Genomic DNA, 14,138 nt, shown 5'->3' on the forward strand with positions numbered 1-14,138 from the left:
CGCACCGCCGCGGGTCCGGGCGCATGCACCGCGTCGGACTGTGCCAAACTGCTGAATTCGCGCGGGATTCGCCCCAACGAGGGCGTCGGCGGCTTGGTGTCTCGGTCATGTACGTTAATATGCCGGGACCAGTCGACGGTTTTATCCGCGGACCGGCCGCTTCGGAGGGCGGTCCGGCCCCGTCGACATGCGGGGAGTAGGACGCCATGACGGCGGAGTTGCGGCGGAGCCTCGGACTAGCCGGCATCGGCCTGCTGTGCGGGTTCCTGCTCGTGGTCGGGCTGTTCGGTGCCGGCGAGTACATGAAGCGCGCTTCCGAGCCCGCGCGACCGGGCGAGGCGCGCGCGCCTGCAGGCGTCCTCGACGCGCCTTCAGGGCGCGGGACGGACGCGCGGCCCGAATCCTCGGCCGGCGATCCGGGCAAGGCCCGGGCCGGGTCGGATCCCTCACCCGCGGAGAAGCCGCAGGCGACTCTCGCACCCGCACCGGGCCAGCCTGCGGCGCGGCCGAGCGCCGAGCCCGAGGCCAGGCCGCCCGCCGCTCTTCCCGAGGCCGGGCCGACCTTCGACGTGATCCGCGTGGAGCCGGACGGCGAGTCCGTGATCGCGGGGCGCGGCGCGCCCAACACGACCGTCGAGCTGCTGGTGAACGGCAAGCCCGTCGCCCGCGCGCTTGCCGACCCATCGGGACAATTCGCCATCGTGCCGCCGACCCTGGCGCCGGGCAGCAGCGACATCGTGCTGCGCTCGGCCGGCCCCGACGGGCGCGAGCAGCGCTCGAAGCAGAGCGTTGCGGTCGTGATCGCGCCGAAGCGGGATGCGAAGCCCCTCGTCGCCCTGACCTCTCCCGATCAGCCCACCGTCGTCCTCTCCCAGCCGGAATCGGGCCCGCAGATGGCTGGGATGCGCCCCGGCGCGACAGCGACCGGAGAGCCCCAAGCGGGTGGCCCTGGTGCGCCCTCGAAGGCCGAGGCCGGTGCGAAGCCCGAGGCGCAGGCGGCGGCTCCGGTGAAGATCGTCAGCGTGGACGCGCAGGAGGGCGGCCGCCTTTACATCACGAGCCAGGCCGCGCCCGGCGCGACGGTGCGCCTCTACCTCAACGACACGCTGGTGGCGCCGGGCAGCGTCGGCGCCGACGGCAAGGTGACCTTCACGATCGGCCGGGGCGTGCGCCCAGGCGACTACAAGGTCCGCGTCGATCAGGTGGACCCGGTCTCCGGCAAGGTGCGAGCGCGCTCCGAGGTCCCGTTCAGCTACCCGACGCCCGCACGGGTGGCGAGCCGCGAGCGTCCGGAGGCCCCTCCTTCACCCACGAGCCGCGCCGAGGGTCAGGCGCCAGCCCAGGCGCCACGGCCTTCCTCCGCCTCACCGATGCCCGGGGCGGCTCAGGCGAGACCGCACCCCGCGCCCGAGGGCGCCCCGCTTGCGGCGCCCGCGCAGCCTGAGGCGAGGCCCGAGATCGCGCCCCGTTCGCCGCCGACCCGGCCGCCCGAGATCGCGAGCGAGGGCACGAAGCCGGCGGCTGCTGCGGCACCGCCCGAGGTCGCCCTCGAGGCTTCGGCGAGGGCCGAGACGCCGGCGGCCCAGACCAGCGCGGCCCCTGCGCCGGGCGAGGGGAAGGGCGTCTTCGTCGCCGAGATCAACACCGCCAAGATCACGCGCGGCGACAGCCTGTGGCAGATCAGCCGGCGCACCTACGGCAAGGGCGACCGCTACACGGTGATCTACGACGCCAACCAGGGGCAGATCCGCGATCCCGACCTGATCTATCCCGGCCAGATCTTCGTGCTCCCGACTGACGAGGGCGCGGCGCAGCGGCAGAAGAAGCGCGGCTGATCGCGGGCGGGATGCTGCCCCCGCCTGCTCGCAGGGCCGCCCTGCCCGGGCCGGGCGTGCACGCGGGACCCGCCGCGCCTATATGCGGGCCCGAACCCGCATTCCCGGACACGTCGCCCATGAGTTCCGAACCCGGCCCGGCCGCGCCCACCGAGCGCCCCGGCCTCGTCGCCACCTATCGCCGGCTCTGGCCCTACCTCTGGCCCCACGGCCGGCCGGACCTGCAGCGGCGCGTCTTCCTGGCCTTCGGTCTCCTGCTCGTCGCCAAGGTCGCGACGATGGTGACGCCGTTCACCTTCAAATGGGCCACGGACGCCCTCGTCGCGGCCGTCAGCGCGAAGCCCGGCGAGAGCCTCCCCACCGGCCTCTTCGCGGCGCCGATGCTGATGATCGCGCTCTACGGATTGTCGCGCATCATCATGAGCGCACTCACCCAAGTACGCGACGGGCTCTTCGCCAAGGTCGCGATGCACGCCGTGCGCCGCCTCGCGCTCCGGACCTTCGAGCACATGCACCGCCTGTCGCTGCGCTTCCACCTGGAGCGCAAGACCGGCGGCCTCACCCGCGTCCTGGAGCGGGGCCGGGCCGGCATCGAGGAATTGTCGCGCCTGATGGTGCTGACCCTGGTGCCAACGATCGTCGAGTTCGCACTCGTCATCGGCGTCCTCGCCTACGAATTCGACTGGATCTACTCGGTCGTCGTGCTGCTGACGGTGCTCGCCTATCTCGCCTTCACCTACAAGGCGACGGAGTGGCGGATCGCGATCCGGCGCCGGATGAACAATTCCGACACCGAGGCCAACACCAAGGCCGTCGACTCGCTGTTGAACTACGAGACGGTCAAGTATTTCGGTGCGGAAGGGCGCGAGACCGAGCGCTACGACGCCTCGATGGCGAAGTACGAGAAGGCGTCGACCCAGACTTACGTCTCGCTCGCCGTGCTGAACGCCGGGCAGGCCGTGATCTTCACCATCGGCATGACGATCGTGATGTGGCTGTCCGCGCGCGACATCCTGGCGGGCCGAACCACGATCGGCGGCTTCGTGCTCGTGAACACGATGCTGATCCAACTCTCGATGCCGCTGAACTTCATGGGCATGATCTACCGCGAGATCAAACAGGCGTTGATCGACATCGACGACATGTTCCGCATCCTCCACCGCAACCCGGAGATCGCGGACAGGCCGGGCGCCGCGCCGTTGCGCGTCGAGCAGGCGGCCTTGCGCTTCGAGGATGTCCGCTTCGCCTACAATCCGGATCGGCCGATCCTGCGGGGCGTCTCCTTCGCGGTGCCTCCCGGCCGGACGGTGGCGATCGTCGGTCCCTCGGGCGCTGGCAAGTCGACCCTGTCGCGCCTGTTGTTCCGCTTCTACGAGCCGCAGGCCGGCCGCATCACGATCGACGGGCAGGACATCGCGCAGGTTCGCCAGGACAGCCTGCGGGCCGCGATCGGCATGGTCCCTCAGGACACGGTGCTGTTCAACGACACGATCGGCTACAACATCCGCTATGGCCGCTGGGACGCCAGCCCGGAGGAGATCCGCGAGGCGGCCCGCCTTGCCCAGATCGACCGCTTCATTTCGAGCCTGCCGGAGGGATACGACACGCCGGTTGGCGAGCGTGGCCTGAAGCTGTCGGGAGGCGAGAAGCAGCGCGTGGCGATCGCCCGGACCATCCTGAAGGGGCCGCCGATCCTCGTCCTCGACGAGGCAACCTCCGCCCTCGATTCCTTCACCGAGCGCGAGATCCAGGACGCCCTCGACCGCGTGTCGCGGGGCCGCACCACCCTCGTCATCGCGCACCGTCTCTCGACCGTCGTCAACGCCGACGAGATCCTCGTGCTCGACCGCGGGCTCATCGCGGAGCGGGGCGACCATGCGAGCCTGCTCGCGCAGGACGGCATCTACGCGGCGATGTGGAACCGCCAGCGCGAGGCGGATGAGGCCCGCGAGGCCCTGAAGCGCGCGGAGGACGAAGACGATCTCCCGGCCGTCGCGCCGCCCCGCCGGGGCGCCGCCGAGCCGGTACCGGCCGAGTGAGGCGGCCCCTCCCGGCCCGACGACTGTTGACGGAAATCCCTAGGACTGCCATCCGGCCCCGCCGGAGCGCGTGAAGCGGCCGACCGCAGGAGTGCCTGAACCTCCATGACCGACCTCTTCGAGACAATCCGCCGCGTTCTGGTCCCGATTCACAAGGAGGGCTACCCCTTCATCCTGATCGGCATCGTGCTGACGGTGGTGGCGGGCTACTTCTCGCAGTTCTTCGGCTGGATCTTCCTGATCCTCACACTCTGGGTCTGCTACTTCTTCCGCGATCCCGAGCGCATCACCCCGGTGGGGGAGGGCCTCGTCGTCTCGCCGGCGGACGGCCGCGTCAACCTCATCGCCACGGTGCTGCCGCCTCCGGAACTCGACCTGCCGCAGGTGCCGATGACGCGCATCTCGGTCTTCATGAACGTGTTCGACTGTCACGTGAACCGCGTGCCGGTGACGGGCCGGATCGGGCAGATCCATTACACGCCGGGCCTGTTCCTCAACGCCGAGCTCGACAAGGCGAGCGAGGACAACGAGCGCAACGGTCTCGTGATGGAGACGCTGCACAAGGGCGCCCCCCTTCGTGTCGGCGTCGTGCAGATCGCCGGTCTCGTCGCGCGCCGCATCGTCGGCTTCGTGGCGGCGGGCGACTCCCTGCAGGTCGGCGAGCGGTTCGGCCTGATCCGCTTCGGCTCCCGCGTCGACGTATACCTGCCGGCGGGCACCCGCGTCCTCGTCGGCCTCGGACAGAAGGCCGTGGCCGGCGAGACGGTGCTTGCCGACCTCTCGGGCGGTCCCGAGCGCAGCTTCCGCCGGATCTGAGGGGAGGGGATCGATGGACGAGCTCTTCCCACCCTTCGCCCCGGACCCGAACGAGCCGAAGCCGCGCCGCTTCAAGCCGGTGCCGTTCCGGGTAATCGCCCCGAACATGATCACCCTGATGGCCCTGTGCCTCGGGCTCACCGCGATCCGTCTCGCCTTCGAGGGCAAGTTCGAGCCTGCGGTGATCGCGATCGTCGTGGCCGCCCTCCTCGACGGCGTCGACGGGCGGGTTGCGCGCCTCCTCAAAGGCACCTCCCGCTTCGGGGCGGAGCTCGATTCGCTGGCCGATTTCGTGAATTTCGGCTGCGCGCCGGCCCTCATCCTCTACGGCTTCGCGCTGTTCCATCTGCGCTCGGTCGGGTGGATCGTGGCCCTCATCTTCGCCATCGCGATGGGCCTGCGCCTTGCCCGCTTCAACGCGATGCTGGACGACCCCAACCGGCCCGAGTGGAAGAAGGACTTCTTCGTCGGGATGCCCGCACCCGCCGGGGCGCTCACGGCGATGCTGCCGCTCTACCTCCACTTTCTCGGCTTCTCCTTCGAGAAATGGGCGGCGCCCCTGGTGTTGGTCTACGTCCTCTGCATCGCGCTCCTCGTCGTCTCGACCGTACCCACCTTCTCGGGCAAGACGATCGGGAAGCGGGTGCCGCGTGCCTGGGTGCTGCCGATCTTTCTCCTCGGCGTCGCGATCTTCGGCGTGGCGATCAGCTTCCCGTTCGAGGTCATGGTCGCGATCAGCCTCGCCTATCTGGCTGTGATTCCGATCGGCGCGATGCAGTACCGACGCCGCGTGAGGCGGGAGGCCGCGGTTCGGGCGCCTCTGACGGACGAGCCCGGAGCACCGCGGACCTGACGCCCCGGGGCCGGTGCTCTCCGCGATCCCGGAGCCCGCTTCCGCCGTGGATAGGTGCCGCCCGGTCTGTCTCGGCGCAACGTCTTTCCCTAAGCTTCGCGGGGGCCGCGTGCGGCGGCCTGTCCTAGCGGAGGGCTGCGATGCTCGAGGAATTCAAAAAATTCGCGCTGCGCGGCAACGTGGTCGACCTCGCCGTCGGCGTCATCATCGGCGCGGCCTTCGGCGCCATCGTGACCTCGGCGGTGCAGGACGTCTTCATGCCGATGATTGGCGCCGTGACCGGCGGCCTCGACTTCTCAAATTACTACATCCCCCTCTCGTCGAAGGTGCAGACCGGCCTCGCCTACGCGGAGGCCAAGAAGCAGGGCGCCGTGCTCGGTTACGGGCAGTTCATCACCGTGGCGCTGAATTTCATGATCGTCGCCTTCGTGCTCTTCCTCGTGATCCGCGCCATGAACAAGCTGCAGACCCGCGAGGAAAAGAAGCCCGAGGCCGTGGCCGAGGTGCCGGCGGACGTGAGGATCCTGGGAGAGATCCGCGACCTACTTGCCGTTCGCCCGCGCGTCTGACGGGCCCTCGCCCGGCTCCAGACCGAAGGCGTCGAGAATGCGGTCCAGCGCATCTCCCACGGCGGCGGTGCCCTCCTCGTGCGTCTTCAGGCGCGTCTCAAGGCGTTTGATCTGCGGCTCGAAGGCCTTAGGCACCGCCTCGTCGCCGAGGAATTCCGGCTTGCCGGCGTCCACATGGTAGACGGTTCGAAGCTGCTGGCCGAGATGGTCCCGGACCGGCTCGGGGAGGACAGGATCGGACTCGGTGTCGTCGTTCTGCATTGTCGCGATCTCCGTTACTCGATCACGCTAACGTGTCGGCAAGGTCAGCGTTGCGCGGCAATGGCAGAGAAAAGGTGAGGTTCCGAACGCGCTCACCGTCTTGTGTAAACGACGAAGGCCCCGACGCGGCGCGTCGGGGCCTTGTCCTGTACGGCGCCGCAGGGCGCCGCGCCGAGCTTAGTCGATCACTTCGACGATGCGGTGGCTACGGTCGACCAGCACCGGGCGATCGTTCACCACCGTGTAGCGGTAGCCGGGCTTCACGCGGTAATCGTCCGGCACCTCGTAGTAGGTCACGCCGCTGCTCGGCAGCGTGGTGCCGACGGCGACGCGGCCGTCGTAATCGTAGGAGCGCACGCGACGCTCGGTGACGTAGCTGCGGAAGCGCGGGCGATCATCGACGCCGAGGATGCCGCCGACCGTGCCCGTGGCCGCGCCGACCGCGCCGCCGACGATCGCGCCGACCGGGCCCGCCGCATCGGCGCCGTCGCGAGCGCCCTGCTCGGCACCGCGCACGAGGCCCTGGGCCTGGGCGGCCATCGGGAGGGCGAGAGCGATCGCGGAAGCCGCGAGGAGGGTCTTGATCTTCATAGAGAAATCTCCGGTTTCAAGGGACCGATGCGCTCAAGGTGCACAGCGGAGCTTGGGCCGGTAACGCGCGATATCCCGAAAGGGATGCGTCGAAATTTCCTATGCCTATAATTTGTTCAACGCCGATTCGACGGTGCGATCAGGCCTCCTTCGGCATGGCCGACTGGATGAAGCGGTCCGAGCCGAGATCCTCCTCGTCATAGCCGAGAAGCTCGGCGAGGCGCCCGCGGGCGCGGCTGACGCGGCTCTTCACGGTGCCGACCTTGCAGCCCATGATCGTGGCGGCCTCCTCGTAGGACACGCCTTCGGCGCCCACGAGAACGAGGGCCTCGCGCTGGTCCGGCGGCAGCTTGGCGAGGGCGCTCTGCAGGTCCTCGACGTCGAGGCGGTCGCCCTGATGGGGAGCGGTGGCGAGGCGGGCCGCGTAGGAGCCGTCCTGATCCTCGACCTCGCGGACGCGCTTGCGGTGGTCCGAGTAGAAGATGTTCCGCAGGATCGTGAACAGCCAGGCATTGAGGTTGGTGCCCGGCTGGAAGCGGGCTCGGTGCTGCCAGCCCTTCAGGAGCGTGTCCTGCACGAGGTCGTCGGAGCGGGCGGGATTGGAGGTCAGCGAGAGGGCGAAGGCGCGCAGGCTGGGTACGGCCGCGAGCAGACCGTCACGGAAATCCGGCTCGACGGCCTCGCCCTGTGCGCGCAGGGCCGCTTCCAGCTTCTCGATCAGCTCGGCGAAACGGTTCGGCATCTCGGCCTGGCCGATCGCCTCGTAGGCGTTGCGAAGGTGATCGCCGAGATGCGTGCGGATACTGGCGCTCAGGTTCGGCCGCGCGTCCGAATCGCCGTCGTGGCGGTCTGGGAGGGTCTGGATCTCGTCGCTCTGCATGGCTCGTCTTGATATGTTCTTGCTGCGCAGGCCGGCGGTCCTCTTCCGGCAGGCGGCATGGTTTGACGAGGGTTGTAGCGCATCAAGCTCCCGTGCGCACCCTGCGGCGCCGTGTCGGGACGCCGATCAACAGGCGTGGGAGGCGCTCACGGGCGCCGCGAGCGTCCGGGCCGCGCGGCTCGGCTTCAGGAGGCGGATGCCCCCGTCGCGCAGGACGAGCACGTCCCCCCGCTCGAGGTCGGTCCAGGTCTCGTCGCGGGTCAGGGCCTGGGTGGCGATCACGGTGACGACATCGCGCTCCGTGGTCTCCTGCGCGAAATCGACGTGCCAATCCTCGTCGATCAGCGTCGCCGTGCCGAAGGGCGCCGAGCGGGTCAGGTAGCAGAGTCGCTTGCCGCAATGCGCGTAGAGGGAGCGGCTGTCCGACAGGAGCATGTTGAACACGCCCCGGCCGTGCAATTCGGCGCAGAGGTCGGCCACCGCGCGATCGAGGGCCCCGGGCTTCGGCAGGCCGCGCCAGCGCGCCTGGAGCTGCCCCATCATCCAGCAGAAGGCGTGCTCGCTGTCGGTGGTGCCGACGGGGTGGAAGCCGGTGAGCGGCAGCCGCTTCACGCCCTTCAGCTGGCCGTTATGCGCGAAGGTCCAGCGCCGTCCCCACAATTCGCGGGAGAAGGGATGGGTATTCTCAAGCGACACGCGCCCGCGATTGGCCTTGCGGACATGCGCCACGACGATGCGGCTCTTGATCGGGTAGTTCCGCAGGAGCTTGGCGAGTTCGGAGCGCGCGCTCGGCTCGGGATCGTGGAAGGTCCTGCAGCCCCGGCCCTCGTAGAAGCTGATGCCCCACCCGTCCGCGTGGGGGCCGGTCTCGCCGCCCCTGCGGGCCAGGGCGGCGAAGGAGAAGCGGATATCGGTGGGCACGTTCGCGCTCATGCCGAGCAGTTCGCACATCGTTGGATTTTCGACGCTGACGGGAGACCGGGAGCCGAGATGTAGAAGCCTCGCGCCGCTCGAACAACCGTCACGCTCGCGCTCGCCGATGTATTCGGCGCGTGTCTTGCCTTGCAGGCTGCAGCAGCTGGCTGCCTCACATGCTCCGAATGAACCGCGCACCCGAAAAGCGGGGGAGCCCCGATTATCCATCCGCGCGATGTGCACTGCGACCCGTCATATCCTCCACGTCGGCCGGGTGCGCGGTCGCGCTTTGCGCGCGCCCCGACGCGCCGTAAGACCGCGCCAAGCCCGCACTCGAGCCCGGGACTGCGATGGAACGCGATCCGATCCTCTTCGCGTGGCGCGCTGCGAAAAGCCGGCACGCTGCGGCGGTGGGACTAGCACTGGGCGTGGGTGCGCCGCTCGCCGCGCTCGCGCTCCTTTGCCTGCGCGACCTCGCCGACACGCTCGGCCGGGACACCGCGACAATCCTGCCCTTCCTACGCCTGTCCGTTGCGTCCTTAGACGGCGAGATCGTGCTGGCGGAGGGCTGGCCCCTCTCCCCGGTCGCCCTCGAACTTGCGGGGTTCCTCACGCTCGCCGCCGTCGCGCTCCTCCTCGCCGCCCTCGGCTGGGTGGTGGCGCGACTGTGCTTCTCCGCCGAGGCGCGGGCCGTGTGGCAGCTTCGGCGGGCGACGACCGACGCGATTCTCAATGCGCCGCTCGGAGCGCGCGACGAAGCGCGCAGCCTCGCGCATCTCGTCGGGGGGTTGCTGGGGCGCGTGGACGGTTTGCTGGCCGTCGGCATCCTCGTGCCCGCATTGACGATTGCGGCGATCCTGATGGCAGCCCTCGCCTCCGCTGTCGCGGCGCCGCGGCTCCTGCCCGTCGCCGTCGTGGGCCTGCTCGCCTCCGGATTGGCGGGCACACTCATCCTGCGCGGCGGCCGAGCCCGGGCGTCTCTGCGCCGCAATGTCAGCGGGCTGGTCGAGCGTACGCTCGTCGATCTGGTGCGCCGCCTGCCGGCCGTGCGGGCCCACGGTGCCGCCGCGCAGGAGCGCGCCCGGCTCCGCGCGAAGGCCGTCGCGAGTCGCGGCGCACTCGGTCACGCCGAGGCGCGCCTGGCCTATGCCCGTGCCCCGGCGGTGGCGCTCGCCGTGCTCGTACCGGCGCTGGCGCTCGGTGCGGCCCTGTGGCGGGGCGGAACCGTGCCGGGGGCACCGCCCGCCGCACCCGTCTCGCCGGGCGCGCTCGCCGCGGCGGCGGGCGCCTTCGTCCTCGCCGCCCTGCTGCTCGCCGTGACGCTGCGCCTCTACGTCCTGCGCGCCGACATCGCCCCCACTTTCCGCGAAATCGTCCGGTCTCTCGATGAGCTCGAGCGGCGACGCCCGCGCAGGAGCACCCACGCCGTCCCCGTGCCCCGGGCGGGTCTTCTCACGCTCGCGACGGTCGGCGCCTACGATCCGGCTTCCGGCGAGCGCCTCGTCGCGGCCGACCTCGTGCTGCCGATGCCGGGGCACGTGGCCATCGCGGGCGGGCGCGGCAGCGGCGCCCGCGTGCTGGCGGGTGTCCTGGCCGGCCAGATCGAGCCGACCGCAGGGTCCGCGACCTTCGACGGGCACGACATGCGGACCTTCGAGCCGGCCGAGCGCGCCCGGCGGATCGCCTTCGCCGCGGGCGAAGCCATCCTGATCGAGGGGACGTTGCGCCAGAACCTGCTCTACGGCACCGAGCCCGCCGCAACGATTCCGGAAGCGACCTTCGTCGAGACGCTCCGCCTGACGGGGCTCGACGGCTTCGTCTACGCCCGAGGTCTCGTCGGGCGCGTCGATCCGGCGGCCGATCCCGAACTCGCGGGCGCCGTGGTCGCGGCCCGTCAGGCGGTGCGCGCGGCCCTGGCGGCGGACAGTGCCGAGCGGCTCGTCGAGGCCTTCGATCCCGACCGCTACAACCATCAGGCGACGGTCGGAGAAAACATCCTGTTCGGCGAGTCGATCGGCACGGCCTTCGCGCCGGCCAATCTCGGCCGGCACCCCTATCTGCGTGCGGTGCTGGAGGCGGAGGATCTCACACGCGCCCTCACCGAGATCGGCCTGCAGGTCGCACGGAGCACGGTCGAGATCTTCGCCGACCTCCCGAACGATCATCCGCTCTTCGACGCGTTCTCGCTCTTCCCGGCCGCTGAGCGGGCCTATTTCGAGGATCTCGTCGCCCGCCAGTCCGAGGCCAGTGGCTGGCGCCGGGGGGCGCCCGGGCAACGCGACCGCGAGCGGCTGATCGGCCTCTCGCTCCGCTACAGCGAGACACGGCACCGCTTCGGCCTGATCGACGCCGCTTTCGAGGAGCGGCTCGTGGCCGCCCGCCGATCCTTCGCCGCGATGCTGCCGACGCACCTGCGGGGACAGGTCGAGTTCTACGATCCCGCTCGGGTCAACGCCGCGGCGAGCCTTGAGGAGAACCTGCTCTTCGGCCGCATTGCCTACGGCGAGGCCGGGGCCGAGGCGCGGGTGCGTGCGCTGGTGCGCCGCGTGCTCTCCGACGAAGGGCTGGAGCGCACCGTGTACCGTCTCGGCCTCGAGAGCCGCGTGGAGCCCGCGGGCGGGGGCAGCGGGCTCGGCGAAGGCGCGATCGGCCCGAGGGAGCGCATTGCCATCGATCTTGCCCGCTGCATCATCCGCGACCCCGACATCCTCGTCGTCGCGATCCTCATGGAGGAGCGCAAGAGCGACGAGTTCCGCGAGCGCCTTGCCCGCCTCCGGTCGGCCCGCGCCGGGTGCGGCCTGATCGTCTGCCTGCCGGATTCCGCCGACCTCGAGGCGCTGCCGCCCTTCGACGCCGTGGTCCAGATCGCCCGCAACACGGTCGTTGCGCGCGAGGAAGCTGTGCCGGCCTGAGGGGACGAGAGGTCCCGGGCGCGATACCAGCCTCACCCCCGCCGCAATGGCTCGCCACCGTCTCGAATCGTGCGTGCTCCGTGCCGCACCGGCGGGCCGACCGGCGCCGTCGATTTCCCGGGCCGCTCATGCTCCCTGCCATTGCCGGACAGCTCTCGCGGGGCGCGATCCTCGCCGTCGCTCTCGGCGTATCGCTGCTGCCTGGCGCCGCGGGCGCGCAGAATGCCAAGGCCGAGGCGCCGATCCCGGCCGCGACCCTGTCGCTGATGGCATCCAAGGGCACGAGCGCCTCCGCACCCGTTCTGTTTCGCGCCTACAAGAAGGAATCCGAGATCGAGGTCTGGAAGAAGGCGGCCGGCGGACGTTTCGTCCACGTCAAGACCTTCCCGATCTGCCGCTGGTCCGGCCAGCTCGGGCCGAAGCGCAAGAACGGCGACCGGCAGACGCCGGAAGGGTTCTACAGCGTGGCCAAGAGCCAGATGAACCCGAACTCGCGCTACTATCTCTCCTTCGACGTCGGCTACCCGAACGCCTTCGACCGCGCCCATGGCGGCACGGGCTCCGCCGTGATGGTCCACGGCGTGTGCTCGTCGATGGGCTGCTTCGCCATGACCGATCAGGTCGTCGGCGAGATCTACGCCATCGCCCGGGACGCGCTGGCGGGCGGGCAGGCGGCCTTCCAGTTCCAGTCCTATCCGTTCCGGATGACGGCCGCGAATATGGCGCGCCACCGGACGGACCCGAACATCGCCTTCTGGCGGCAGCTGAAGGAGGGCTCCGACCGCTTCGAGGCGACGGGCGAGGAGGTGCAGGTGACCGTCGAGGCGGGCCGCTACGCCTTCACCCCCGCGAAGGAGCCGGCCAAGGAGCGCGCGGTCGCGATCCGGCGCGCGGCCGAGGAGGCGCGCATCGCGGCCCTCGTGGACGACGGGGCGGCCGCGGTGCGCACCACCTATTCCGACGGCGGCCAGAACGCGTTCTGGGCGGCGCTCGCCTCGAAGGGCGTCTCGCTCGGGGAGGTCAGCCGACCGGAGGCCCTGGCCTATGCCGGGCAGGAGGTCGTGGTGATCCCGGCGCGCCGGGCGCCCGCGCCCGTGCCGGAGGCGATCTGGGCCGGCTGGATCGCGCCGGGCAGCGGCCTCTCCTTCGATCCGGTCTCCGCGCGCTTCGTGGCGGCCTACGAGCGGGTGCCCGACCCGTTCTCCGATTCCCCCGCGACCTACGCCGACACGCTGCCGAGGCTCGTGCGGATCGCACTGGCCGGGCAGGGCTCGGACCCGGCTGCCCGCGGGGTCGCTCATTGGGCTTACGCCGCCGACCCGGCCACCCAGCCGGGCCGGCTGGCGCAGCGCTGACGCGCGGCGGAGCGAGCATCGTGGAGGTCCCGCGGCGTGTGCGCGCACGCACATCAGAAACGCATCGCAACGACCACCTCACAGAGCGTGGAGAGCGCGAGGCGCCTCTTGCCCACCGGCCGAGCGGCGCGGATGCATTGACGCCGCCGCGGCGAAAGGGTCCTGATCGTGAGCGATCAGGTCAGTTGGTATAACGACCCCGATGATGATGTCGAAAAGTCTTGCCCCGGACGGCGGCCTGACGCTGCGCTTCTGGGGCGTCCGCGGCTCAACCCCGGTCAGCGGACCCGATTACGTCGAGTTCGGCGGCAGTACCCCGTGTCTGGAGGTTCGCTGCGGCGAGCGCATGTTCCTGATCGATGCCGGATCGGGCCTCTATAATTGCGGCCAGTTCCACCGGGAGACGCTGCCGAAATCGGTCGATCTCCTGTTCAGCCACCTGCATCTCGACCACACCGGCGGCCTCCCCTTCTTCAAGCCCGCGGTGTTCGATCCCGAGCGGACGGTCCACACGTATTGCGGAAACCTCGACGGTGCCTCCGCCGAGGAGGCCCTCGGTCGCTTGTTCGCGCCGCCGCTGTTCCCGGTTACGCTCGACGTCCTGCCCTGCACGCTCCAGCACCACGGCTTCAAGGCCGGCGAGACGCTGACCTTCCCGGACGGGATGCGGGTCGACACGATCCTCCTCAACCACCCGCAGGGCTCGGTCGGGTATCGCTTCGAGCACGGGGGCAAGCGCCTCTGCGTGATCAGCGACATCGAGCACAGCGATCCGTGGCCGGATCCGGCGCTCAAGGATTTCGTCGCGGGTGCCGACCTGATGATCTACGACGGCATGTTCACGGATTGCGAGTATCCGACCTGCCGCGGCTGGGGGCACTCGACCTGGCAGAAGGGCGTCGAACTCGCCCGCGCGGCCGGGGTCAAGGCGCTCGGGATCATCCACCTGCATCCCTGCCACTCGGACGCGCGCCTGCGCAGCCTCGAGGCGGAGATGCAGGCCGAGATGCCGACCGCCTTCGTCGCCCGGGAGCGGCAGGTGGTCGAGGTCGGAGCCCCGGTGCGGAAGGCCCGCAGCAAGGGGCTCGCCCTCGCCGCGATGGCCTGACGCG

Annotated in this window: 12 protein-coding genes; 8 read left to right on the plus strand and 4 right to left on the minus strand. The window is 70.3% G+C overall.

Annotated elements, in window-relative coordinates; all coding sequences use genetic code 11:
- Positions 1-206: 206 nt before the first annotated feature.
- The 5 genes from J2X36_RS14955 to mscL all read left to right on the plus strand — a co-directional run bounded on the left by J2X36_RS14955 (position 207) and on the right by mscL (position 6,112).
- Complete coding sequence (locus tag J2X36_RS14955; protein ID WP_310351028.1) at positions 207-1,835, plus strand: LysM peptidoglycan-binding domain-containing protein; 1,629 nt, start codon at positions 207-209, stop codon at positions 1,833-1,835.
- Between the two features lie 119 nt (positions 1,836-1,954).
- Positions 1,955-3,874: an ABC transporter ATP-binding protein/permease gene (locus J2X36_RS14960; protein ID WP_310351031.1), complete on the plus strand. Its 1,920-nt coding sequence runs from the start codon at positions 1,955-1,957 to the stop codon at positions 3,872-3,874.
- A 105-nt stretch (positions 3,875-3,979) separates the two neighbouring features.
- The gene (locus J2X36_RS14965) at positions 3,980-4,690 is read left to right on the plus strand and encodes a phosphatidylserine decarboxylase (protein WP_132252333.1); all 711 of its coding nucleotides are present in this window, start codon (positions 3,980-3,982) and stop codon (positions 4,688-4,690) included.
- A 13-nt stretch (positions 4,691-4,703) separates the two neighbouring features.
- Positions 4,704-5,543 (plus strand): phosphatidylcholine/phosphatidylserine synthase, encoded by an 840-nt coding sequence (locus tag J2X36_RS14970; RefSeq protein WP_310351035.1) that lies wholly within the window; start codon positions 4,704-4,706, stop codon positions 5,541-5,543.
- Positions 5,544-5,683: 140 nt separating this feature from the next.
- Positions 5,684-6,112, plus strand: coding sequence for a large conductance mechanosensitive channel protein MscL (gene mscL / locus J2X36_RS14975; RefSeq protein WP_132252337.1), 429 nt, complete (start codon positions 5,684-5,686; stop codon positions 6,110-6,112).
- Here the strand turns inward: mscL and J2X36_RS14980 are convergent.
- From J2X36_RS14980 to J2X36_RS14995, 4 genes are all read right to left on the minus strand, one after another.
- On the minus strand, positions 6,086-6,373 hold the full coding sequence (locus tag J2X36_RS14980) for a hypothetical protein (RefSeq protein ID WP_132252339.1): 288 nt from the start codon (positions 6,371-6,373) through the stop codon (positions 6,086-6,088). The genes mscL and J2X36_RS14980 overlap by 27 nt on opposite strands.
- A 177-nt stretch (positions 6,374-6,550) precedes the next feature.
- Positions 6,551-6,964: a DUF1236 domain-containing protein gene (locus J2X36_RS14985; RefSeq protein ID WP_132252341.1), complete on the minus strand. Its 414-nt coding sequence runs from the start codon at positions 6,962-6,964 to the stop codon at positions 6,551-6,553.
- Positions 6,965-7,103: 139 nt separating this feature from the next.
- Positions 7,104-7,844, minus strand: a complete 741-nt coding sequence (locus J2X36_RS14990) for a NepR family anti-sigma factor (RefSeq protein WP_132252344.1) — start codon at positions 7,842-7,844, stop codon at positions 7,104-7,106.
- Positions 7,845-7,970: 126 nt separating this feature from the next.
- Positions 7,971-8,795, minus strand: coding sequence for a class II glutamine amidotransferase (locus J2X36_RS14995; RefSeq protein WP_132252346.1), 825 nt, complete (start codon positions 8,793-8,795; stop codon positions 7,971-7,973).
- Positions 8,796-9,109: 314 nt separating this feature from the next.
- On the opposite strand from J2X36_RS14995, the gene J2X36_RS15000 reads away from it, so the two are divergent.
- The 3 genes from J2X36_RS15000 (at position 9,110) to J2X36_RS15010 (ending at position 14,134) form a co-directional block, all read left to right on the plus strand.
- Entirely contained in the window at positions 9,110-11,671 is a 2,562-nt protein-coding gene (locus J2X36_RS15000; RefSeq protein ID WP_310351043.1) for an ABC transporter ATP-binding protein, read from the plus strand.
- A gap of 128 nt (positions 11,672-11,799) precedes the next feature.
- A complete protein-coding gene (locus J2X36_RS15005) occupies positions 11,800-13,026 on the plus strand; it encodes a murein L,D-transpeptidase family protein (protein ID WP_310351044.1) in 1,227 nt (408 codons plus the stop codon).
- Between the two features lie 208 nt (positions 13,027-13,234).
- Positions 13,235-14,134 carry an MBL fold metallo-hydrolase gene (locus J2X36_RS15010; protein ID WP_405029792.1) on the plus strand — a complete coding sequence of 300 codons (900 nt, stop codon included), beginning with the start codon at positions 13,235-13,237 and terminating at the stop codon, positions 14,132-14,134.
- The last annotated feature ends 4 nt before the right edge of the window (positions 14,135-14,138 follow it).

This window comes from Methylobacterium sp. BE186 (assembly GCF_031457035.1).
GTDB classification, from domain to species: Bacteria; Pseudomonadota; Alphaproteobacteria; order Rhizobiales; family Beijerinckiaceae; genus Methylobacterium; species Methylobacterium segetis.